21 protein-coding genes and 2 pseudogenes are annotated in these 20,488 nt (G+C 48.9%); 5 read left to right on the forward strand and 18 right to left on the reverse strand.

The window, feature by feature from the left end:
• Positions 1-20: 20 nt before the first annotated feature.
• From AC5JO6_RS12690 to AC5JO6_RS12705, 4 genes are all read right to left on the reverse strand, one after another.
• Positions 21-965 (reverse strand): DEAD/DEAH box helicase, encoded by a 945-nt coding sequence (locus AC5JO6_RS12690; RefSeq protein WP_496081433.1) that lies wholly within the window; start codon positions 963-965, stop codon positions 21-23.
• Between the two features lie 227 nt (positions 966-1,192).
• Positions 1,193-1,888: a phosphoribosylformylglycinamidine synthase subunit PurQ gene (gene purQ, locus AC5JO6_RS12695; protein ID WP_496081434.1), complete on the reverse strand. Its 696-nt coding sequence runs from the start codon at positions 1,886-1,888 to the stop codon at positions 1,193-1,195.
• Between the two features lie 9 nt (positions 1,889-1,897).
• Entirely contained in the window at positions 1,898-2,473 is a 576-nt protein-coding gene (locus AC5JO6_RS12700; protein ID WP_496081435.1) for a Uma2 family endonuclease, read from the reverse strand.
• A 30-nt stretch (positions 2,474-2,503) separates the two neighbouring features.
• On the reverse strand, positions 2,504-2,884 hold the full coding sequence (locus AC5JO6_RS12705) for a VOC family protein (RefSeq protein ID WP_496081436.1): 381 nt from the start codon (positions 2,882-2,884) through the stop codon (positions 2,504-2,506).
• A gap of 60 nt (positions 2,885-2,944) precedes the next feature.
• On the opposite strand from AC5JO6_RS12705, the gene AC5JO6_RS12710 reads away from it, so the two are divergent.
• The 4 genes from AC5JO6_RS12710 (at position 2,945) to AC5JO6_RS12725 (ending at position 5,926) form a co-directional block, all read left to right on the forward strand.
• On the forward strand, positions 2,945-3,115 hold the full coding sequence (locus AC5JO6_RS12710; protein WP_496081437.1) for a PCP reductase family protein: 171 nt from the start codon (positions 2,945-2,947) through the stop codon (positions 3,113-3,115).
• Between the two features lie 35 nt (positions 3,116-3,150).
• Positions 3,151-3,972: an endonuclease VIII gene (gene nei, locus AC5JO6_RS12715; RefSeq protein WP_496081438.1), complete on the forward strand. Its 822-nt coding sequence runs from the start codon at positions 3,151-3,153 to the stop codon at positions 3,970-3,972.
• Positions 3,973-4,292: 320 nt separating this feature from the next.
• Complete coding sequence (locus tag AC5JO6_RS12720; protein WP_496081439.1) at positions 4,293-4,982, forward strand: antibiotic biosynthesis monooxygenase; 690 nt, start codon at positions 4,293-4,295, stop codon at positions 4,980-4,982.
• A 743-nt stretch (positions 4,983-5,725) separates the two neighbouring features.
• Positions 5,726-5,926 carry a hypothetical protein gene (locus tag AC5JO6_RS12725; protein WP_496081440.1) on the forward strand — a complete coding sequence of 67 codons (201 nt, stop codon included), beginning with the start codon at positions 5,726-5,728 and terminating at the stop codon, positions 5,924-5,926.
• Positions 5,927-5,962: 36 nt separating this feature from the next.
• Here AC5JO6_RS12725 and AC5JO6_RS12730 read toward each other — a convergent pair whose 3' ends face one another.
• Positions 5,963-7,183: a DUF8838 domain-containing protein gene (locus AC5JO6_RS12730; RefSeq protein WP_496081441.1), complete on the reverse strand. Its 1,221-nt coding sequence runs from the start codon at positions 7,181-7,183 to the stop codon at positions 5,963-5,965.
• 9 nt (positions 7,184-7,192) lie between these two features.
• Here AC5JO6_RS12730 and AC5JO6_RS12735 point away from each other — a divergent pair, with 9 nt between their 5' ends.
• Positions 7,193-7,483 carry a hypothetical protein gene (locus tag AC5JO6_RS12735; RefSeq protein WP_496081442.1) on the forward strand — a complete coding sequence of 97 codons (291 nt, stop codon included), beginning with the start codon at positions 7,193-7,195 and terminating at the stop codon, positions 7,481-7,483.
• Between the two features lie 134 nt (positions 7,484-7,617).
• Here AC5JO6_RS12735 and AC5JO6_RS12740 read toward each other — a convergent pair whose 3' ends face one another.
• From AC5JO6_RS12740 to AC5JO6_RS12800, 13 genes and pseudogenes are all read right to left on the reverse strand, one after another.
• Complete coding sequence (locus AC5JO6_RS12740) at positions 7,618-8,409, reverse strand: IS5 family transposase (protein WP_496081443.1); 792 nt, start codon at positions 8,407-8,409, stop codon at positions 7,618-7,620.
• A 70-nt stretch (positions 8,410-8,479) separates the two neighbouring features.
• Positions 8,480-9,139 carry an SMI1/KNR4 family protein gene (locus tag AC5JO6_RS12745; RefSeq protein WP_496081444.1) on the reverse strand — a complete coding sequence of 220 codons (660 nt, stop codon included), beginning with the start codon at positions 9,137-9,139 and terminating at the stop codon, positions 8,480-8,482.
• Between the two features lie 164 nt (positions 9,140-9,303).
• Positions 9,304-9,411, reverse strand: a pseudogene (locus AC5JO6_RS12750) (YjbQ family protein); the annotation flags it as partial.
• An 18-nt stretch (positions 9,412-9,429) separates the two neighbouring features.
• Positions 9,430-9,696 (reverse strand): BrnA antitoxin family protein, encoded by a 267-nt coding sequence (locus tag AC5JO6_RS12755; protein WP_496081445.1) that lies wholly within the window; start codon positions 9,694-9,696, stop codon positions 9,430-9,432.
• The gene (locus tag AC5JO6_RS12760; RefSeq protein ID WP_496081446.1) at positions 9,644-9,937 is read right to left on the reverse strand and encodes a BrnT family toxin; all 294 of its coding nucleotides are present in this window, start codon (positions 9,935-9,937) and stop codon (positions 9,644-9,646) included. The genes AC5JO6_RS12755 and AC5JO6_RS12760 overlap by 53 nt, the downstream gene beginning before the upstream one ends.
• Before the next feature lie 84 nt (positions 9,938-10,021).
• Positions 10,022-10,438, reverse strand: coding sequence for a secondary thiamine-phosphate synthase enzyme YjbQ (locus AC5JO6_RS12765; RefSeq protein WP_496081447.1), 417 nt, complete (start codon positions 10,436-10,438; stop codon positions 10,022-10,024).
• A gap of 189 nt (positions 10,439-10,627) precedes the next feature.
• Positions 10,628-11,050 carry an ester cyclase gene (locus AC5JO6_RS12770; RefSeq protein ID WP_496081448.1) on the reverse strand — a complete coding sequence of 141 codons (423 nt, stop codon included), beginning with the start codon at positions 11,048-11,050 and terminating at the stop codon, positions 10,628-10,630.
• Positions 11,051-11,282: 232 nt separating this feature from the next.
• On the reverse strand, positions 11,283-14,183 hold the full coding sequence (locus AC5JO6_RS12775) for a P-loop NTPase (RefSeq protein ID WP_496081449.1): 2,901 nt from the start codon (positions 14,181-14,183) through the stop codon (positions 11,283-11,285).
• Positions 14,176-14,532 (reverse strand): Pepco domain-containing protein, encoded by a 357-nt coding sequence (locus tag AC5JO6_RS12780; RefSeq protein ID WP_496081450.1) that lies wholly within the window; start codon positions 14,530-14,532, stop codon positions 14,176-14,178. The genes AC5JO6_RS12775 and AC5JO6_RS12780 overlap by 8 nt, the downstream gene beginning before the upstream one ends.
• Positions 14,533-14,907: 375 nt before the next feature.
• Positions 14,908-15,326, reverse strand: a pseudogene (locus AC5JO6_RS12785) (secondary thiamine-phosphate synthase enzyme YjbQ).
• A 111-nt stretch (positions 15,327-15,437) separates the two neighbouring features.
• Positions 15,438-17,666 carry a photosystem I core protein PsaB gene (gene psaB, locus AC5JO6_RS12790; RefSeq protein ID WP_496081451.1) on the reverse strand — a complete coding sequence of 743 codons (2,229 nt, stop codon included), beginning with the start codon at positions 17,664-17,666 and terminating at the stop codon, positions 15,438-15,440.
• A gap of 24 nt (positions 17,667-17,690) precedes the next feature.
• Positions 17,691-19,946 carry a photosystem I core protein PsaA gene (gene psaA, locus AC5JO6_RS12795; protein ID WP_496081452.1) on the reverse strand — a complete coding sequence of 752 codons (2,256 nt, stop codon included), beginning with the start codon at positions 19,944-19,946 and terminating at the stop codon, positions 17,691-17,693.
• Positions 19,943-20,188: a hypothetical protein gene (locus AC5JO6_RS12800; protein WP_496081453.1), complete on the reverse strand. Its 246-nt coding sequence runs from the start codon at positions 20,186-20,188 to the stop codon at positions 19,943-19,945. Before AC5JO6_RS12800 ends, psaA begins: the two co-directional genes overlap by 4 nt.
• Between the last annotated feature and the right edge of the window lie 300 nt (positions 20,189-20,488).

The raw sequence follows: 20,488 nt of genomic DNA on the forward strand, positions 1-20,488 counted from the left end.
GTAGGAGAACTGCAAAGACTCTACTTCTCCATCATTACATCTTGAGCACTACCATCAACATCAATTGCAAAAACCAAAAGCGGTTTATATTTTTCTCGATTCTTAACATAATGATCAACAATCCGGTTATTGCGAAGCTTAGACAGAGCAATCTTCTTAGCAATTTCTTTCGGTAGTTTATCAAAAACCTCAATCGCTTTAATATCTTTGTAAGTCAACTCCCTAGAAAAATCTAGTTGTGTTTCCAAGCTTTCAAAAATTGGTTCGGCAAGAATTCCTCTGTTGATGAGTGTTCTTAAGTGTTCTGAGAAGATAATATCTTGAGGAAAAACTTCCTTAAGTAAGCCTTTCTCGCCTTCATCAGTTCTAAACGGAGTAGCTGTTAAACCTAACATCCTGAAGCCACCTGATTTCCCTCGACTCTTAAAATCTTCCTCAATGGTTTCGACCAATTTACGATACGTTTTTGCTGTTGCGTGATGCGCTTCATCAACTACCAGGAGAATGGAATCAGAGTGCTTAACCCAATTCTCAAGGAGATGGTTTAACCCACTATTGAGACTATCTTTGCTAGCAATAATAATGTCGTCAGTTGCTCGGATATTAATAGGGCGATCGTGCTTAGGATGACCAGAAATCACACGGTATCTAAATTTTTCGACATCATGCAGCAATGACGGATAAGCGCTGAACTTCAAAGCCTCAAATGCTTGGTCAAGCAACTCATGCCGATGAGCGATCCACAAAACCTTCTTGCGTTTGCCAATAAAGTTACGCAGTAGCCAATGAACTGCTGTCAGTGTCTTTCCACCACCTGTAGGTAAAACCAACAAGCCCTTAAAGGGAGACTGGCTTTGCTGATCTAGTGCTTTGATTGCCTCGTTCTGGTGAGCGTAAAGTTCTCTAGGGTTATCACCTGTGTTGACTTGGATCTGACCTGAGTACTCAACTTGAACCGTTTGCATGGTGTTGGAAGCCTAAAGATGATTACGGATGTGAGTCTTGTTTACTCGTTTATAACCTTGCACCCTTAATCACAGCTTTCCCAAGCTGATCGCAATCAGCACAGATTTTAGTGCAATTGCCCTATCGATCAACTCAAGGTAAACCGCCTCTAGATACTAACAAATAGGACTTCGGCTGTCTCTTAACCAATAATTTCAGGAGTTAATAAGCCGTTTCTCAAAAATACCTAAGCGATCGCCCGATCGCCCATTGCTGCCAAAATGCCTTCAAATAATGGCAATCCATCCGTACCACCCAGCATTGGATCAGAGGCGCGTTCTGGATGTGGCATCATGCCCAACACATTGCCCTTGCGGTTGCAGATGCCTGCAATGTTGTTGAGTGAACCGTTGGGATTGTTGAACTGAGCATCAGTGGCATAGCGGAACACAATTTGACCGTTTGCTTCGAGGTCTGCCAGCGTGTCTACATCGGCATAATAGTTGCCTTCACCATGCGCGATCGGCAGCGTTACAACCTCGCCATTCTGATAGTTTTGCGTCCAGGGTAAATCGGTTCGCTCTACACGAAGGGGCACGCGATCGCAAATGAAATGTAAATCTCGATTGCGTACCAGGGCACCTGGCAGTAAGCCCGCTTCAGTGAGGACCTGAAACCCGTTGCAGATGCCCAGAACGAGCTTGCCCTGTTCGGCGTGTTTGATGGTTGCTTGCATGGCGGGTGAGAACCGCGCGATCGCTCCACATCGCAAGTAATCCCCATAGCTAAAGCCACCGGGAACGATGATGACATCCAGATCAGCCACGTCGCTTTCCTCATGCCAGATCATGCGCGTGGGCTGCTGCAAGAGCGATTGAGTGACATACGCCACATCGCGATCGCAATTGGAACCAGGAAAGACAATCACACCAAATTTAACCATGACGCTTTATTACGAATCGAACGGAATGCCTGCTTGCTGAAAAACTTGCTCTGCGGTGAATGCCAACCCCTCGAAGAGCGGATCTGTCAACAGTGTATCGCCCATGTAGGTTTGAGGTGGCGCATCGGGGTAGAAGACGGTGATGCTTCTGGCTTTGCTATCGACAACCCAAAGGCGCAATACATTAGCATCCAGATACGCCCTTGCTTTTGCAGCTAATTGACCAAATGTTTGACCGGGCGAAATGATTTCGATCGCGAGATCAGGGGGGACTGGGCAAACCGTATTTTCTTGCCAACTAGCGGGTAAGCGCTCGTAAGAAATATAGGTGAGGTCAGGCGTGGGTACCCAGTCTCTTCCTTGCCATGTCAACGCGATGCCTAGCTCTGGATAAACCTCGCCGCGCCCTTCAAACTCACGACACAACAGGAAGAGAAAGGCACGGGTAAGGCAAGAGTGGAATTTTTTCGGAGACATTTTGGGAATTGCCTGACCATCAACCAACTCATAAGTCAGATCATTCTCATCTGGCGGGAGAGCTAAAAATTCCTCAAGCGATAGTAACCCCTTTGCTTGAACAACCATAGTGCGTGAACCATTACATCAGTTCTCATTCTAGAGGGATTCTGCTTGATGCAAGATGAGCCAATTCCCATCGGGGTCGTAGGCATAGATTTCACTGCCGTGAGAGGCAGTGATGATGGTTCCCAGTGGCGGGCAGCCGAGTTGGGTGAGGTGGGCGATCGCCGCTTCCAGATTCTCCACTTCCAAACATAAGCTCATGCCAGTGGGAGAAGGGGGAGTGGGGAGTGGGGAGTGGGGAGTCGTTTTAGGGCGAAAAATGCCAAGTTTGAGATGGGGCAGATGGAATTCGGCGTAAACATTGGGGAGTAAGACCACTGGTTCTAAGCTTAGAAGCTGGCTATAAAACTGTGCTAAGGCATCGAAGTGAGAAGTTGCTAGTGTGAGTAAGGCAGCGGTGCAACGAAGCGGCATCAGCAGATTCCGGTAGAATAAGTTTGGTTTTGAAGCACGATCGCAAAGGCAGACTTCGATATGGTAGACCTTCCCCAATGGACACCAGAAGCAGAAGCAAAACTTAAGCAAATTCCCTTTTTTGTCCGTGCCCAGGCAAGAGAACGGATTGAACATTTAGCCCGCACGGCTGAACTGGATGTGATTACCGTTGCTTTGGTTGAGCAAGCGCGGCTAGAGTTTGGGCAATAAGCGATAGTAAGGATGGACTGTTCACAACGCAGCTCATGCCCGAAGGACCTGAAATTAAACAAGCGGCTGATGCGGTGGCGCAGGCGATCGTTCAAACGCCGCTCCTCCACATTTCGTTCGCCTTTGAACGCTTGCAACCCTACGAAGCCATTCTCGTGAATGAGCAAATTTGGGCAGTCCAAGCAAAAGGCAAAGCGATGCTGATTCGCTTTCAGAATCAGCTCAATATTTATAGCCACAACCAGCTTTACGGGAAGTGGTACATCCAAAAAGCAAACGCCTACCCGGTGACAAACCGTCAACTACGGCTGGCAATTCACACGCAGCAAAAAGCCGCTCTCCTTTACAGCGCTTCCGATATCGATGTCATCACAAACGAACAAGTTGCCAGCCATCCCTTTCTCAGTCGCCTCGGACTTGATGTGCTGGATGATGACACAACTGTAGAACAGGTGCGCGATCGCCTCCTTGACAAACGCTTCCATCGACGGGGCTTAGTTAGCCTCTTGCTCGATCAAGGTTTTCTATGCGGACTCGGCAACTATCTCCGCAGCGAAGTGCTGTTTGTTGCCAGAGTACATCCATCTCTGCGCCCCGTTGACTGTACACCTGAGCAAATTGATGGGGTAGCAGCAGGGGCGATCGCCGTGAGCCGTCAATCTTATCTCACCAAAGGCATCACCAACGACCTGGAAATGGTCGCTCAACTCAAACAGCAGGGTTATTCGCGCCAGCAGTACCGCTTTTACGTCTTCAACCGCGATGGCAAGCCCTGCTATAGTTGCGGCACTGTAATTCTTAAAGATAGCGCAGGCGGTCGCCGTATCTATTACTGCCCTTACTGTCAAAAGCGATGAGATCATGTGTGGCAAGCAATAGTGGCAAACAATACGGCAACCATAGGAGCGCTTCTTAGGGGTTGTACAGAACTAACAGCATGGTCTGTAGCCGTCAGCGAAAAGCTGATAGCCGATAGCTGATAGCTGATAGCCGATAGCTGATAGCTAATCCAAAAGTGTGCAGTGATTTTTTAGCAAGCTGTTAGTATTGCACCCGACCAGTGCGTTCACAGTGTGTATGGCGCTCCTAAGAGATGGCGCTGCTAAGAGGGATAACAGGCGTATCCATCAACGTGCTAAAAGTTGTATAGAAATCAGTATTGAGGAGCATGTCTCTCATGACTGGAAGCAGCCAGAACACTCAAGATGCCTCTGTCACTGTCGTCATCTCTCGACGAGTGAAGCCAGGCTGTGAAACTGCTTTTGAGGCGTTTTTAGTTGGAGTCACAGCCGCTTGCAGTCAGTTTCCAGGGTATTTGGGTAGCAGCATCTTCCGTCCAGCTAGCGTTGACGATCCTGAGTACCGCGTCATTTTCAAGTTTGATCAACTAAGCAATTTACGTCATTGGGAAGCTTCGGCAGAGCGGCAAATATGGTTTAACCAGGCAGACACTCTCACTGTGTGCCCTCCCAACGTGCAAGTTTTGACGGGTCTAGAAACCTGGTTTACCTTACCTGGCAAGGCTGCCATTGTTCCTCCTCCTCGCTACAAAATGTCGCTGGTCACTTGGCTAGCCGTTTTTCCGCTCATTACGGCGCTTTCTACTTTGTTTCAAACGCAGCTTGCACTGCTGCCGATCGTCTGCCGGGTGATGGTCATCACTGCGATCGTTGTACCGACGATGACCTACCTCCTAATGCCCCAAATGACGCGCCTATTTGCCTGGTGGCTATATCCCATACCCTCTGCACTGCCAACCGATGCACTGCCAACGGAGCAGACGCAAGCAGCACCTGTCCTTGCACCCAGCACCATAGCGCCGCTTCCCATCATGCAATCTGTGCCAATTGAGCTAGAAGCTGGGTAGTGCGCTCGATCGCAACGAGGAAAGTGATCACAAAAAGAAAAGTGTTGACTATCTGGCTTTTAAGCACCACCGTACTTAAAAAACGCTGGTGAACGTGTGGCGATTCCAACTACCACTAATAATGATGCTTAGGAATTGTACAGAAATAACAGCAGGGTCTGTAGCTGTCAGCCGCCAGCCATCAGCGAAAAGCTGATCGCTGATCGCTGACAGCTAATCCAAAAGTGTGCAGTAATTTTTTAGCAAGCGCTGAAGCAACGGCGATCACCTGGGTTCGTTCGTTGTAACCCGCCTGCTTAGAGAAGTAGACACTCTGGCAAGTGGTCGCAGCGATCGAGACAGTAGTTCAAAAAGGTTCCCCATATTTCTTTTGCAAACCTTATGTGAATCAAGTCCATCTATCTCTAAAATTTATGCGTTATGGATTAGATGGGAACCGCACAACCCTAACAAGAAAGCGTTGCATTTCCTTCTGGAGAGGATGTTTTGCATGATCAGGGCAGTGGTCAAGACTCAGAGCGTACAAGTAAAAGTACCAGCAAACTAACACGACCCAATTGGCGCGGGGCTGTCAAAGGGATGGTGCCACTTAATCAATCTCGTTGTTGACACAAATAAAACTGGCAGCCCTTGGCTTGGCACTGAAGCGTGATGCTTCTAGTGTCTAAAGTCGAAAAGCTGACGGTTTAAGTGCTCTACCAGGCGAGAAAAACCCATACGTTTTGTAAGAGCATCAGGCGCACATGTCCAAACAGCGAGTAGAGTTAAACCCCGAAAATGCCGCGATCGTGAATGAGTTGGTGACGCTGGGGTTTTTTAGAACCCCGACGATCGCGGCTAATTATCTCCTGTCACTGGTTGGTAAACGAGCACTGCATCGACTGCGCAGGAAGCTCAAGCAGCGCTTGTTAGAACGCGATGAGCAACAGCGCCTTGCAGAATGATCTTTAACGATTAGCGAACGTCCTCTAACACACTCCCTAGCAGCAATCAGCGGGATCACAGCATGAGCTAGCAGCGTTTGTGATTGTCACGCGGTATTCTGTGCCTTTGGTTTCACGGGCATGACGGACGCGATCGCCTGCACAGTTGAACGGTTCCGCCGTTGCTAAAGAAATATCCATTTGCGGTAGAACGGGGATGATGTCCTGCTGATAGGGACTTTTCGGATCGGTATAGATCTGGAAAGTTTTGTCACACACTGCCATTCGCTGACCGCGATAGAGCGTGTGTCCGTCGTCATCCTGCACCGCTTTCCAGGGACCTTTGTAAACAACTGCCTGGTTGCGTTCCCAGCAGGCACCCTCTTTGCCCTTGAACGCACGTACCGTCATTGAGCGGAACTCAATGCCGTCGATGACTTGCCAGGGTTCTGCCTGCCGCACCAGAATTTCCACACCGTAAAAGCCCGCTTGCTCAAACATATCCAAAAAGGCATCTTCGCGGAACGCTCCTGCAATGCAGCCGCTCCAGAGGTTGGGGTCATTCAAAATGTCTGGTGTCGGGTCTTCATCGCAGACGATATCCGAAATGACCGCTCGCCCACCCCGCTTGAGGACGCGGTAGATTTCTTGAAAAAGCTGCTGTTTGTCCTGAGGGCGCACCAGGTTGAGGACGCAGTTAGAAATGACGACATCCACACTACTGTCAGCAATTAACGGTTCGTCCTGCCGCCACCGATCGCACTCCACTTCAAAGACACTCAATTGATCGAGCGCCGTGATGGGATGCTGCGAGAGCCAGTCTTGGGCGCGATCGCGATTCAGCGCCAGGTCTTGAATCTTGCCTTTCACAAACGAAACATTGCGGTAGCCGAGCGTCTCTGCCATCACATCAAGATATTTGCGCGACAGCGACAGCATTTCATCATTGAAGTCAACGCCAATCACCTGTCCTGTTGCGCCAACCTTTTGAGCCAGAATGTAGCAATTTTTGCCAGCACCGGAACCGAGATCAACGACCGTTTCACCGATCGCTACGTACTTTGTTGGATCGCCACAGCCATAGTCCTTCTCAACGATTTCGGCGGGAAGTTTGGCGAGATACTGAGCATCGTAGCCATCGGTGGGGCAGCAGAGCGCAGCTTCGGGCTGACGTGCCCCCGCTTCATAGCGTTCTAAGACTGCCTGTTCCACGTCGTAGGCAACGGTTTCGGACGGTTCGCAGCAGGGTATCGGTTGGGTTATTGCAATCTCAGCCATCGTGTCTTCTTGCTCATTGCTACGGAGGGAATCGCTTTTAGTGTAGTCATTTTGAGCGGTCAGCGGTCAGCGGTCAGCGGTCAGCGGTCAGCGGTCAGCGGTCAGCGGTTAGCCGTCAGCGGTCAGCGGTCAGCCGTCAGCGGTCAGCGGTGTGTTACACCAAATCAAATTGCAAAGGCTACAGATCTTTTGCCCTCATCCCCAGCCCTTCTCCCTAGGGAGAAAGGAGCTAAAGGCAAAGTCCTCGCCTCTTGGTCGAGGGATTTAGCGATTATCTTGAAAGTCAAGCGGGAAAGGTAACTATTTCGGGTTTAGCGTCTGCGGTAGGAGACACCCAAGCCTTGCCCTGCTTGACGATTGCATTCAAAATGATGAGCAGCTTGTGCATACAAGCTACTAAGAGGCTGTTTGAAAAGGGGGCGGGGTGTGACAAATTACGCCAACCGCCGCACCATCAGTCGAATCATGGCGAGATAAATCATCGTTTCAGCCGTTGCTGGTAAGGCTTCGTAGTCGTAGTTGAGGCGGCGATACCATTGCCACCAGCCAAACGTCCGTTCCACAATCCACCGTTTTTTGAGCAGCATAAAGCCTTGAGTCTGTTCCGGTCTAAGCACCGCGTGCACGACCCAACGCAAGTGATCCATCACCCATTGCAGAAAGGGCTGCCCACTATAGCCACCATCAACCCAGACTAAGTAGAGCCGACTGACTTTAGCCCCTAATGCAGATAGGCGCTGCAACACTTGTTTGCCGCCTTCGCGCTCGGGCACACTGGCGGCTGTGACCAAGACGCACATGACCAAGCCCAAGGTATCCACGACCGTATGGCGTTTGCGTCCCTTCGTCATTTTGAACTGGTCAAAGCCGACCGCTTGCTGCACCATGGCTGGTGTGGGAACACTTTGACTATCGAGAATCACTGCCGAAGGACTTTCAGCGCGTCCAACCGCTGCCCGTGTCCACGCTCGTAACCGCTCGTGGATCGCTTTCCAGGTACCGTCTTTGCGCCAGTTGCGGAAGTAGGTATACACCGTTTGCCAGGCGGGAAAATCACCAGGGATATCGCGCCACTTACACCCTTGCGTGACCACGTAAAAAATGGCGTTGAGCACCGCCCACAGGCTGGTACTGCGGCGACGACCGCCAGGTTTGGCAGGCGGCAGCAGCGGTTGGATTAAGTCAAATTGGGCGCGGGTCAGGTTGCTTGAGTAGAATTTAACCATCGCTCTCACGGTGCTGGAGTTCACTACTGACAGCCTAACCGTGTGAGCTTTTTTACGGTCGATCCGGCTTTTAAAACAGCCCCTCATAGCATTCTAAAATCGCTGATAACATTGATGTGAGGCTATCATAAACTATGCCTTCATCGTGAAAAACAAAATAAATAGGTGCTTTATCTTGCTTTTCGCGGCGACAATAAGCACCATAAAACTCACCCTGAAAACTGAATAATGGTAGTAGGTTGGGAATGATCGTTGGATCATCATCGCCAAGGACTCTCCAGGTTAAATTCATCTGGTACTCTTCAAGAGCCTTGTGTAAGGGCAGAAAATAGTGATAGTGGAATAAGAAATCATCATGAACTTCAACGTTCATCCCATCACGCCATTGATATAATTCCTCGACTTCCCTTGGTAGACGGAATGGAAAAGCATGAGTTATCTGCTTAATCTGTGTTCTTGAAAGCCCTTTTCGTAAATTAGCTCTCAAGATGGGATTAGCCTTGGCTGTGTGATTAAGAATTTGTCTTAGGATTCCAGCAATTGTTGAAGGGCTACTCATACCTATCCAGACCAACTCATTAAAATCTGATTTTTCTACTGATTGCAAAATATGCGGATCTACTGCATTACAGCTTTTTTGTAGAGAATCAACAGAAACTTGACCAACGATGCGCTCACTCAGAACTAAAGCTACATAATTATTATTCGGCTGAAAGCTTCTGCATAACACCCCAAATCAGCTAGATAGGCGGAGAGTCTCTGTATACACCCCAAGTTGGATAGATAGGCAGATCGTCTCGTAAGATCGTGCTACCTCAAGAAAATAAGCAGAGACTAAAGATTTTAAGGTGTAGCCCGCTCATCCTTCTCTCTACGTCATTTGCTCCACAATCTTTAACTTCCGCTCAGATGGACGACTAACTCGCGGGTATGGCTGTGCTGGCGATATTCCCACAGGTAAATGCCTTGCCAAGTGCCTAGCATCAGACGACCGTTGGCTGGCGCTTGCACTGAGTTTGATTACGTCTTGTGAGCTTCTGCATAAATCCGTAGTGCCGCAGCCATTTTCTTTTCGTAATCCTCGCCTTGAGCTTGAAACCAGGCGAGTGTGTTGGGATCTACTTGAACCAGAACGCTTAATGACTCTACAGGTTTCCACCATCGCGACTTGTTGAAAAACTCCTCCGTCAATGGCGGAATATCAGAGGTATCGATCTCCTCTTCTGTCAGCGAATCAACTTTCTCCCAATTCGTTTCTGAGGAACTGTTCATAGCGTTTTTGTTCATAGGGCAGAGCTTTACGAAGTGAAATAATACGAATTGTTTGGTCGCCTAGTTCTGTAAAAACTACAACGACTACACGCCCATCAAGCATCCCGATACCAATCCATCGATCCTCTCCGTAGTTTTGCCGCTCATCCAGGGAAATACGGAGGGGTAGGCGGAAGACTCTCGGTGCGTCTGCAAAATCAAGCTTATGCCTGGCAACATTTGCCGTGTTCTTTTGCTGATCCCACTCAAATTTCATGCTTTGATTCTATGAGATTTTCATCCGTGTCTCAAGAACTGCTTCTCTAGACTCAAAGCATCGATCGCACGGTTATTTAATCTCTTAACTTCCGATCAGGTGAATAACCAACTCTCGGATCTGACCATGCTGCCGATGTTCCCATAGGTAAATACCTTGCCAGATGCCTAGAACAAGCCGACCGTTGGCGATCGGAATTTGCTCCGATGTTTTCGTCAGCGCGGTGCGAATATGGGCAGGCATATCGTCTGGACCTTCGGTGCTGTGGATGTAGTTTTCCCACTCTGGCACCAGCTTGGCAAAAAAGTTTTCTAGATCCTTTAGTACGTCCGGATCGGCATTTTCTTGAATCAGTAAGCTCGCCGATGTGTGACGCAAAAAGAGCGTGCAAAGTCCCGTTTGAATTTGCGATTCAGCGACGATCGCCTGCACTTTCTGAGTCACTCTGCAAAGTGATTTGCCTGTTGTTTGAAGCTTCAGTACCTGCTGATGTTGGCGCATGGAAGGTGAGGGGAGAGGAGTGAGGAGTGAGGGGTAGGAAAGTTTTGAGTTGTGAGTTTTGCGTTTTGAGTTGCAAGAAAGGGAGGTGAGGGTTCTCCTTAAGCAAACGTCCCTCAATATGAGAGTGAGGGATTTAGCTAGGCTTCATGTGCGCTAACCGAACGTGGCGGTGGAGTTAGAAGCTGTCCCTTAAGTGGCGGCGATCGGGTTTACGCCAAGCTGCTGTAGGATGCCGAGTTGGTCGGAGCTACCCCACCGCTCGACAATCTGACCATGCTCAAAGCGCGCGATTTGCACACCACGGGCTTTGATTGGGCGACCTGTTGCTGGAATACCGAGGAAGTCGCCTTGATGGGTGCCGGTAATGGTGTAGGCGATCGCGATATTATCGTCATCAGCAACCATTTGTTCCACACCGATGCTGAGATCTGGGAAGGCAGCCCGAAAACCCGTGAAAAACTGGATGAAGCCTTCTGGTCCTGGAAGCTGATCGGAGCCTGGATCGCGATCGATCACATTTGGTGCAAAGACTTCGTGTAAGACATCGAGATTGCCACTGTTCACGGCTTCACCGAGGCGCTGCGTTGCGGCAATATTGGCTTGCTGGCTCATGGCTTCTCCTGGAGTTTGTACAGATGGATCTCTTGCAAATTATAGGAGGTCTAAGCCAGTCGATCGCCCGCTTGATATCTTTCTCGGTCAAAATTAGCTTAGTTTCCATATATTTCAAGCCTCTGTTTTAAGTTTGGGTGCGATCAACCTTTGCTCTAGTTGAGTTGAGGTTACAAAACCCAATCTCTTCTGGGTCGTTGGATTTCATGCTTCTACCCAACTTACTAAGCTTTCATATCTTCTTCAGTGCTTGAAACTCTAAATCTCCTAAGTTTTGAATCCAGCAAGGTAAGTTTGTTTTAGCATTTTGGGAAGATTTCTCCTGAACTTTCTGGCGTACCTCTGCAATTCCCATTAAAAGGTTTTCAAATGCTGATCCCTCAGGGACATCACGAATGTCTAATGATCTAGCTCTTTCTTCGTTCTTCCTTAAATCGCTTATTGTCTTGTCCATATTCCGGTAATCAGCAGTTTTTGAAATACGAAGTCCAAGTTGTGCAGACCCCACTAATGCTTTAGCACAAGCATCAGTGGGGTGCTGGTGCAATTCAAAGAAGCATAAACCAATGTTTGAAAGATACACCATCGCATTTTCTTTGTTCAAGGATTTTGGGGTGCTATCTGATAAAGCAACTGCATACAACCAAGCTGCAAATTCGTAATTCTTACTGTCGCGTTCTGCTGTAGCCCACTCAGAATAAAACTTTCTATCTCTTTGGCTGTCCGTGAAAGAAGACTCACGAAAGAGTGTCGTAGTTTGTTTGAGTCTATTGTCTTTGCGGTAAAATTGAGCGAGATGAGTAAACAACTGATGCGATCGCTCTACTTTATAGAGAGCTTCAGCGATACAAATAGCCACACTAATCCTTGAATTTTCTGCGTTCTCGGCGAAGTGTTTTGGAAAATCGTATCTCCACTTCATTATTTCATTTTCACTCAAAGAAGGGCTTAAAGTTTCGGCTGCCCCGGCTAAGCGCGGATATATATCATCTTCAAACTTTTTTGAATATGGCGCGCTCGATAGAATTTTAACCGCAGTCTCCGCTATTACTTGATGACGCACCAAAATGGGAGTATCTGAGCCAGATGCGACGATTTCATTTCCTAGCTTTTCTAAAATATCCTCTTGAAGTTTACTGGGTTGGTATTCAATTGCTTTTGCTAAAATAGCAGGCTTCAGCAGCTTAAGTCCTTCAGCATGCATTGCAGCAATACAGGCATAGGCATCAACAAGACTGTCACCATTGGGTGAGCATTTCATATCCTCCAGAATTCTTCCAACTCTCTCTTCTAAAGTTTGATTCTTTCGTACTTGTAGCATTGCCGCTAAGAAGGCAGCCTTGTCTGATTTTTGCTTTTTCAGTAATTCTTGTGTCGCCTCCTCTTCAGATTTGTTTTCTAACGCTCCTGCTTCTTTCCATGCCCTGACAATTTGTTGAGCTTCCTCTTGCTTCAATTTGGGCATGGGTTTTCTTGTGAATTGCGCTCCCCAATCTAAAGGTTTGCCATAATTCTCCCACACTGTGTCACGGCAACAGATTAAAAACTGAATATCTTTTCGATCTATTGGGGTTAAACGTAATTTATTAATCGATTCAATGACTTGAGAAGAGGGGTCGTCACTAACAATTAACCATTTAGAAGTATTGTCTAGTTTAGGTAGCTTACTCAAGATGTTTCTCATTTCAGAAATGTCTGGATCTTCCCACCAAACAATGTGGAAACCTGAATCCTCCTTAACCAGCCGACAAACTACTTGCCGCAGCGCAGTTGACTTTCCCTCACCTCCAGGTCCGACAAGTAAAGTAACCCGAAATCCTCGATCTCGATGAGTCTGCAAAGTATGAGTTAATTGCTTAACAATCTCTCGATGCGGAATGCAGTTAGTGAGTATTTCTTCCCATCCAGGATCATATCCTTCAAAGTACAAATTAAGAGTTTCTTTGTTAATAGTTTTAGGTGTTCGTTGGTCAAGAAAATCATTAGTTATGGGCAAACACCCGCTTGGTGGTTCTCTATAAAAATCAGCTAAAGAATTTGTCTCTACTGATTGTTGAGTTGGGCGTACAGGTGGTGTTAGAAGACGAGGCGCTGTAGTGTTTTTCTGTCTTTGAACAGGTGTTCGTGATGTAGATGTTGATTTAGCAGTATCTTTGGAAACTGGAACAATCTCATCTGATGGCTTGCCACTAAGGTTTAGCTGCAAATTTTCGTGAATCGCTTTTTGAAGACGTTCAGTTTCTTGACGTACTATTTGTAGTCTTGAAGAGTCAAATTCGGCTATTCTCCACCATACATCGATCAAATCCCTCGCTCTAGTAATGTCTCCACTCTGTTCAGCTTGCGACGTACTACTTTGTAAACTTTCAATATCTTTTTCAGTGATACATTTCGGAAACAGAGGGAGGTCGCACTTCCCAATAGATTCAGGGATGATGAGAGGAGTTTGAGTCGGTTTTCCATGTTTACGGTTAAGTTCTGGCACTTCTCGTTTCAAGTAGGTCTCCAGATATCGTGGAATTGTATGCTGCTTTAACCCTTCCAAAAGCTGACATGTGAAAGCTCCATGCTCAAGGTCAGCAATTTCATAAGATCGCTCGCCTTTACTGCAAGAAAATAGGGTGACAATGCCTTGTTGTTTAGCAATCTCAACCGTTCTGCTGCCCACAGCATCTCCAGCACTCCTGCTAGAATATGAGCTTTCATTACGACACATGTCAAAAATAAGAACAGCATTCCTGGCTTGACGATCTCTTATTTGATTGATTACAAATTGAGTTGAAATGGCGGTTTCTTCTAAATCGTTGGGATCAACATCGTATGGCAGCAGATAATCCTGTTTATCTGCTCCGACTGCTCCATGCCCTGCAAAGAAGAAGCATAAGCAATCAGCTTGCACAGGTATTTTCTCGCGTAGCAATATCCGTAAATAAGATCGTGAAGGGCGAGTAGGTGAATTGTTGATTGGTGCAGAATTATCGGAACACAGTAAGACATTATCTTTTGGAAATCCTGCTTGCTCACACAAAAATCTTCTAATTTCCTCTGCGTCACGAGTGGCGAACTTTAGATGCGCTTCTTCAGGCAAGAATTCGTATTTGTTAATGCCAACAACAATTGCCCAATTATTCATTATGTTGTGCTTCAAAACGCTTAAATTTTAATGTAATCGCACCCTTTCCGGTTGCCTTTCCCCCAGCAACTAATTTAATCTCGCCTTCTCCACCAATCTCAACTAACAATTCCACTTCATCCAACTGCATAGATGATTGCGAACCAATCTGATCATCCACTTGCTTGAACAGTCTTCCCACAAGTTGGAGAAACTCGTTCATCTTCTGCTCAAGGTCAGCAATTGGTAACTTTACTTCCTTGTATTTCAGTACTTTTTGGCGTAGTTGATCACCCCAACCACCTCTCTCACCCTCTGTTGAGGTAGGGACAGCATCATCTGTCACAATCCAAATGTAATCCTTCGTCATACCTAAATATGAACCTCTTTTGTTCTTATCCTCCTGTTCAAATCTATTATGTGTTAAAGCTCACCGAGGTGCCAAGATTAAAGTTGTGTAACTACTAAACATCCGGTTGACAAGGTCAGCGTAGCCAACAACCGTGTTCGGTTAGTGGTGATGCAAAATTTTCTAGCTGCCGCTGGCTTTTGCCGTTAGACTGAGAACTTTCGGATAACACCACAAATCAGCCAGATAGACAGAATGTCTCTATATGAACACTCCAAGTTGGGTAGATAGCAGATCACCTCAGAAACTTGTGCTATCTCAAGAAATAAGCAGAGAATAGAGACTTGAAGGGGAAGTCCGATCGCCCTTTTCCCTGAGTCATTTGCTCCACCATCTTTAACTTCCGCTCAGGTGAACCACCAACTCGCGGATGTGACCGTGTTGGCGATGTTCCCACAGGTAAATGCCTTGCTAGGTGCCGAGAAGAAGGCGACCGTTGGCGCGATCGGAATTTGCTTCGATGTATGCGTCAGTGTAGTGCGAATGTGAGCCGGCATATCGTCGGGTCCTTCGGTGCTGTGGATGTAGTTTTCCCACTCTGGCACTAGCTTGGCAAAAAAGTTTTCTAGATCCTTCAACACATCAGGATCGGCATTTTCCTGAATCACTAAACTAGCCGATGTATGGCGTAAAAAGAGAGTACACAGTCCGGTTTGCATTTGCGACTCGGCAACGATCGCCTGCACTTTCTGGGTCACTCTGCAAAGCGATTTGCCTGTGGTTTGAAGCTTGAGTACCTGCTGGTATTGGCGCATGGTAGTGAGAAGTAAGAGTAATGGCGGAGGACTCCTTAAGCAAAAGTCCCCCGCCATTACAGCGAGGGACTTTTGCTACATTGCTACAGCACTAACGTTGCTTGATATGCGCTAGCCGAACTTGGCTGCTGTAGCAGAGATCAAGAAGGCAGCGTAGGTAAGGATGTAACCAACCGTGAAGTGAGCGAGACCAACCACACGAGCCTGGACGATCGAGAGCGCAACGGGCTTATCTTTCCAGCGAACCAGGTTCGCCAGTGGGGTGCGCTCATGTGCCCAAACCAGGGTTTCGATCAGCTCTTGCCAATAGCCTCTCCAGGAGATCAGGAACATGAAGCCCGTTGCCCAAACCAGGTGCCCAAACAGGAACATCCAGGACCAGACCGACAGGTTATTCATGCCATACGGGTTGTACCCGTTAATGGTCGCACCAGAGTAGAGCCAAAGGTAATCGCGGAGCCAGCCCATGAGATAGGTCGAGCTTTCGTTGAACTGAGACACGTTACCAGACCAGACAGCCAGATGTTTCCAGTGCCAGTAGAACGTCACCCAGCCGATCGTATTGAGCATCCAGAACATCGCCAGGTAGAACGAATCCCACGCTGAGATGTCGCAAGTACCGCCCCGTCCAGGACCATCGCAAGGGAAGGCATAGCCGAAGTCTTTTTTGTCCGGCATCAGCTTTGAGCCACGTGCATCCAGCGCACCCTTGACCAAGATCAGGGTGGTGGTGTGCAGACCCAGCGCGATCGCATGGTGAACCAAGAAATCGCCAGGACCAATGGTGAGGAACAAGGAGTTTGTACCGCTGTTGATGGCATCCAACCAACCGGGCAACCAGACGTTACCGTAGTTGGGCCAGGCAGTGGTTGCAATACTGTCAGGGTTCGACAGCAGCGCATCCATGCCGTACAGCACCTTGCCGTGCGATGCCTGAATGAACTGTGCGAACACAGGCTCAATCAGAATCTGCTTTTCGGGCGTACCGAAGGCAACAACGACATCATTGTGCACGTATAGCCCCAGCGTGTGGAACCCGAGGAACAGCGAAACCCAGCTCAGGTGAGAGATGATGGCTTCTTTGTGCTGTAGCACTCGATCCAACACGTTGCCTTTGTTCTGGTCTGGATCGTAATCCCGTACCCAGAAGATGGCTCCGTGAGCAAACGCACCGACCATCAAGAACCCAGCAATGTACTGGTGATGGGTATACAGGGATGCCTGCGTCGTGAAGTCTTTCGCCAGAAAAGCGTAAGGTGGCAGCGCATACATATGCTGCGCGACTAGAGACGTAATCACACCCAATGCCGCCAGGTGGATGCCCAACTGGAAGTGCAGCGAGTTGTTGTAGGTTTCGTACAAGCCCTGGTGAGGCAGGTTGAACTGACCTTCACTGCTGCTAGACAACAAACCTTTCTTGCTGTCCAGCATTTCTTTGATGCTGTGACCGATACCAAAGTTGGTGCGGTACATGTGACCAGCAACGATGAACAGGACGGCGATCGCCAGATGGTGATGCGCCATATCCGTCAACCAGAGCGATTCAGTCTGTGGATGGAAGCCACCCAGGAAGGTCAGAATCGCCGTACCAGCACCTTGAGATGTGCTAAACACATGCCCAGGGGTGTCAGGGTTTTCGGCATACACGCCCCAGTTACCGCTGAAGAAGGGAGCTAAACCAGCCGGATGCGGTGGGGTAGAGAGGAAGTTATCCCAACCTACATGCTGTCCGCGCGCTTCGGGAATCGCCACGTGGATCAGGTGACCTGCCCATGCCAGCGAACTCACGCCAAACAGACCTGCCAGGTGGTGATTCAACCGCGATTCGGCATTCTTAAACCAGGCAAGCGACGGGCGGAACTTGGGTTGCAAGTGCAGCCAGCCAGCAAACAGAAAGACCGCCGATAGGAACAAGAGAAAGAGCGAACCCGCGTAGAGTTCACCATTCGTCCGCATCCCGATCGTGTACCACCACTGGTAAACACCAGAGTAAGAGATATCAACCGGGTAGTTGACTCCACCTTGAGTGAAGGCATCGACCGCTGGCTGACCGAATTGAGGGTCCCAAATCGCGTGGGCGATGGGACGGATGTTCAATGGATCTTTGATCCACTGTTCAAAGTTGCCTTGCCACGCTACGTGGAACAGGGAGCCAGAGGTCCACAGGAAGATGATTGCCAGGTGACCGAAGTGAGAGGCGAAAATCTTTTGGTAAAGATTCTCTTCCGTCATCCCGTCGTGGCTTTCAAAGTCGTGGGCAGTGGCGATCCCATACCAGATCCGACGAGTGGTCGGATCTTGAGCGAGGTCCTGGCTAAATTTGGGAAATTTAGTTGCCATAGTTCTACTTCGTTCTCCTCGCGCTTATCCAAGTGCCAGTGCACGAGCCAGGAAGAATGCCCACGTTGTGACAATCCCTCCCAGGAGGTAATGTGCTACCCCCACAGCCCGACCCTGAATGATGCTCAGTGCGCGGGGCTGAATTGCCGGGGCAACCTTCAGCTTATTGTGCGCCCAAACAATCGATTCGATCAACTCCTGCCAGTAGCCGCGACCGCTAAACAGGAACATCAAGCTGAATGCCCACACAAAGTGTGCACCCAGGAAGAGTAAGCCGTAAGCCGAGAGCGCTGAACCGTAGGAGGTAATCACCTGCGTTGCCTGTGCCCAGAGGAAGTCGCGTAACCAACCGTTGATGTTGATCGCACTCTGAGCAAAGTTGCCGCCTGTAATGTGAGCGATCGTGCCGTCTGGATTGACCGTTCCCCACACATCTGACTGCATCTTCCAACTGAAGTGGAAAATCACGATCGACAGCGAGTTGTACATCCAGAACAGACCGAGGAAGACGTGATCCCAACCAGAAACCTGGCAGGTGCCGCCACGACCAGGTCCGTCGCAAGGGAAGCGGAAGCCCAAATTCGCTTTATCTGGAATCAGACGCGAACTACGGGCATACAGCACACCTTTCAGCAGAATCAGCACGGTGACGTGGATGGTGAACGCATGGATGTGATGCACCAGGAAGTCCGCCGTACCAAGCGGAATCGGCGCGATCGCCACCTTACCCGCAATCGCAATTGTCTCACCACCGAACACATAGCTGGCTGGAGCAAGCGCATTGGGAGCGGTTGTACCTGGGGCAAGCGTATGCAGGTTTTGGATCCACTGCGCGAACACAGGCTGCAATTGAATCGCAGTATCTGAGAACATATCTTGAGGACGACCCAGCGCCTGCATCGTGTCGTTGTGCACGTACAGACCAAAGCTATGGAAGCCCAGGAAGATACACACCCAGTTCAGGTGCGAAATAATCGCATCCCGATGGCGCAGCACGCGATCGAGCAGATTGTTCTGATTCACGACAGGGTCGTAGTCGCGCACCATGAAGATGGCACCGTGCGCTGCTCCACCTACGATGAAGAAACCACCGAGCCACATGTGATGCGTAAACAGAGACAACTGCGTCGCATAGTCCGTCGCCATATAAGGGTAGGGCGGCATGGCGTACATATGCTGGGCAACGATGATGCTCAAAGAGCCGACCATTGCCAGGTTGATTGCCAATTGAGCATGCCAGGAAGTCGTCAGCACTTCATAGAGACCCTTGTGACCTTCGCCAGTAAAGGGACCTTTGTGTGCTTCCAGAATTTCCTTGATGCTGTGCCCAATACCCCAATTGGTGCGGTATTGATGTCCCGCAATGATGAACAGAACCGCGATCGCCAGATGGTGGTGTGCTGTATCCGACAGCCACAGACCACCTGTAACGGGGTTCAAGCCACCCTTAAAGGTCAGAAAGTCCGAATATTCTGCCCAATTGAGGGTGAAGAAGGGGGTTAAACCTTTCGCAAAACTGGGGTATAAATCCGCCATCAGCTTCGAGTTCAAGATGAACTCATGGGGCAAGGGAATGTCCTTCGGAGCGACCCCTGCATCCAGCAGCTTGTTGATGGGCAGCGAGACGTGAATCTGGTGCCCCGCCCAACCGAGCGAACCAAGACCGAACAAACCAGACAAGTGGTGGTTCAGCATCGATTCCACATTCTGGAACCATTCCAGTTTGGGTGCCCGCTTGTGGTAGTGGAACCAGCCAGCAAACAGCATCAGACCCGCCATGACTAGACCGCCGATCGCGGTGCAGTAAAGCTGGAAGCTGTTGGTAAAGCCAGATGCCCGCCACAGGTAGAAAAAGCCAGATGTAATTTGGATACCGTGGAAACCACCGCCCACATCTGCATTCAAAATTTCTTGTCCGAAAATCGGCCACACAACCTGGGCACTGGGCTTAATGCCAGTCGGGTTGGTGAGCCAAGCCTCGTAGTTTGAAAACTTAGCGCCATGAAAATACATGCCGCTGAGCCAGATGAACACAACAGCCAGATGACCGAAGTGAGCACTGAAAATTTTACGAGAAACGTCTTCTAAGTCGCTAGTATGGCTATCAAAATCATGAGCGTTGGCGTGAAGATTCCAAATCCAGGTGGTGGTTTTGGGACCTCTAGCCAGGGTGCGATCGAAATGACCAGGCTGCGACCACTTCTCAAAAGAAGTTGGCACCGGATCGTTGTCAACCGTAACCTTGACCTTCGCTTCGCGCTCCCGTGGAGTAATTGTCATTGAGACTCTCCTCTCTCTAGACAAGGAACGAGGAATCCCCCCTGCCAGCCGCTGCCCTGATGCTGACAAACAGCCTTTTGCCCTAGTGAGCAGCCATCCGTGTGCATCGGAATCGCTTCCAAGCTCACTGAATGACATAAGACTGCAAGCAGCGATCGCAGTTCTAAGAACGGAGCAACGATCGCCATCAGAACCCGTGAGGTTCGTGCTGGCAATACAAACAGACTGGTAGAGGTTCTCATCGTGTCATTATAGGACTCGTGTTACGCCGAACTTGAACGCAATTAACAATAATTCAAACTCCTCCGATCGCGGCTGTAGATGAGCTTCAGAATCTGAGCCGAACCAAAAAGTCAAGCAAGATCACGATTGTGTTTGTAAAACTAAATAATCTGAAAACTAGAGACATATTCTCTGGGATCACGGCTCTCAGGCAACCGAAGATGAAACAATTTTTTAAGAGAGAGTTGTATGATGTGTGCCGCTAATTACTGTGGTGGAGCGATCGCGCCTTCTGCTAAATCTGTAGACTGCATAGAACT

It is taken from the genome of Tildeniella sp., from assembly GCF_059505325.1.

Excerpts from the sequence above, each read along its gene's own strand:
- AC5JO6_RS12690 (WP_496081433.1), bottom strand. The coding sequence starts at position 965 with ATGCAAACGGTTCAAGTTGAGTACTCAGGTCAGATCCAAGTCAACACA.
- purQ (WP_496081434.1), bottom strand. The coding sequence starts at position 1,888 with ATGGTTAAATTTGGTGTGATTGTCTTTCCTGGTTCCAATTGCGATCGC.
- AC5JO6_RS12700 (WP_496081435.1), bottom strand. The coding sequence starts at position 2,473 with ATGGTTGTTCAAGCAAAGGGGTTACTATCGCTTGAGGAATTTTTAGCT.
- AC5JO6_RS12705 (WP_496081436.1), bottom strand. The coding sequence starts at position 2,884 with ATGCCGCTTCGTTGCACCGCTGCCTTACTCACACTAGCAACTTCTCAC.
- AC5JO6_RS12710 (WP_496081437.1), top strand. The coding sequence starts at position 2,945 with ATGGTAGACCTTCCCCAATGGACACCAGAAGCAGAAGCAAAACTTAAG.
- nei (WP_496081438.1), top strand. The coding sequence starts at position 3,151 with ATGCCCGAAGGACCTGAAATTAAACAAGCGGCTGATGCGGTGGCGCAG.
- AC5JO6_RS12720 (WP_496081439.1), top strand. The coding sequence starts at position 4,293 with ATGACTGGAAGCAGCCAGAACACTCAAGATGCCTCTGTCACTGTCGTC.
- AC5JO6_RS12725 (WP_496081440.1), top strand. The coding sequence starts at position 5,726 with ATGTCCAAACAGCGAGTAGAGTTAAACCCCGAAAATGCCGCGATCGTG.
- AC5JO6_RS12730 (WP_496081441.1), bottom strand. The coding sequence starts at position 7,183 with ATGGCTGAGATTGCAATAACCCAACCGATACCCTGCTGCGAACCGTCC.
- AC5JO6_RS12740 (WP_496081443.1), bottom strand. The coding sequence starts at position 8,409 with ATGGTTAAATTCTACTCAAGCAACCTGACCCGCGCCCAATTTGACTTA.
- AC5JO6_RS12755 (WP_496081445.1), bottom strand. The coding sequence starts at position 9,696 with ATGAACAAAAACGCTATGAACAGTTCCTCAGAAACGAATTGGGAGAAA.
- AC5JO6_RS12760 (WP_496081446.1), bottom strand. The coding sequence starts at position 9,937 with ATGAAATTTGAGTGGGATCAGCAAAAGAACACGGCAAATGTTGCCAGG.
- AC5JO6_RS12765 (WP_496081447.1), bottom strand. The coding sequence starts at position 10,438 with ATGCGCCAACATCAGCAGGTACTGAAGCTTCAAACAACAGGCAAATCA.
- AC5JO6_RS12770 (WP_496081448.1), bottom strand. The coding sequence starts at position 11,050 with ATGAGCCAGCAAGCCAATATTGCCGCAACGCAGCGCCTCGGTGAAGCC.
- AC5JO6_RS12775 (WP_496081449.1), bottom strand. The coding sequence starts at position 14,183 with ATGAATAATTGGGCAATTGTTGTTGGCATTAACAAATACGAATTCTTG.
- AC5JO6_RS12780 (WP_496081450.1), bottom strand. The coding sequence starts at position 14,532 with ATGACGAAGGATTACATTTGGATTGTGACAGATGATGCTGTCCCTACC.
- psaB (WP_496081451.1), bottom strand. The coding sequence starts at position 17,666 with ATGGCAACTAAATTTCCCAAATTTAGCCAGGACCTCGCTCAAGATCCG.
- psaA (WP_496081452.1), bottom strand. The coding sequence starts at position 19,946 with ATGACAATTACTCCACGGGAGCGCGAAGCGAAGGTCAAGGTTACGGTT.
- AC5JO6_RS12800 (WP_496081453.1), bottom strand. The coding sequence starts at position 20,188 with ATGAGAACCTCTACCAGTCTGTTTGTATTGCCAGCACGAACCTCACGG.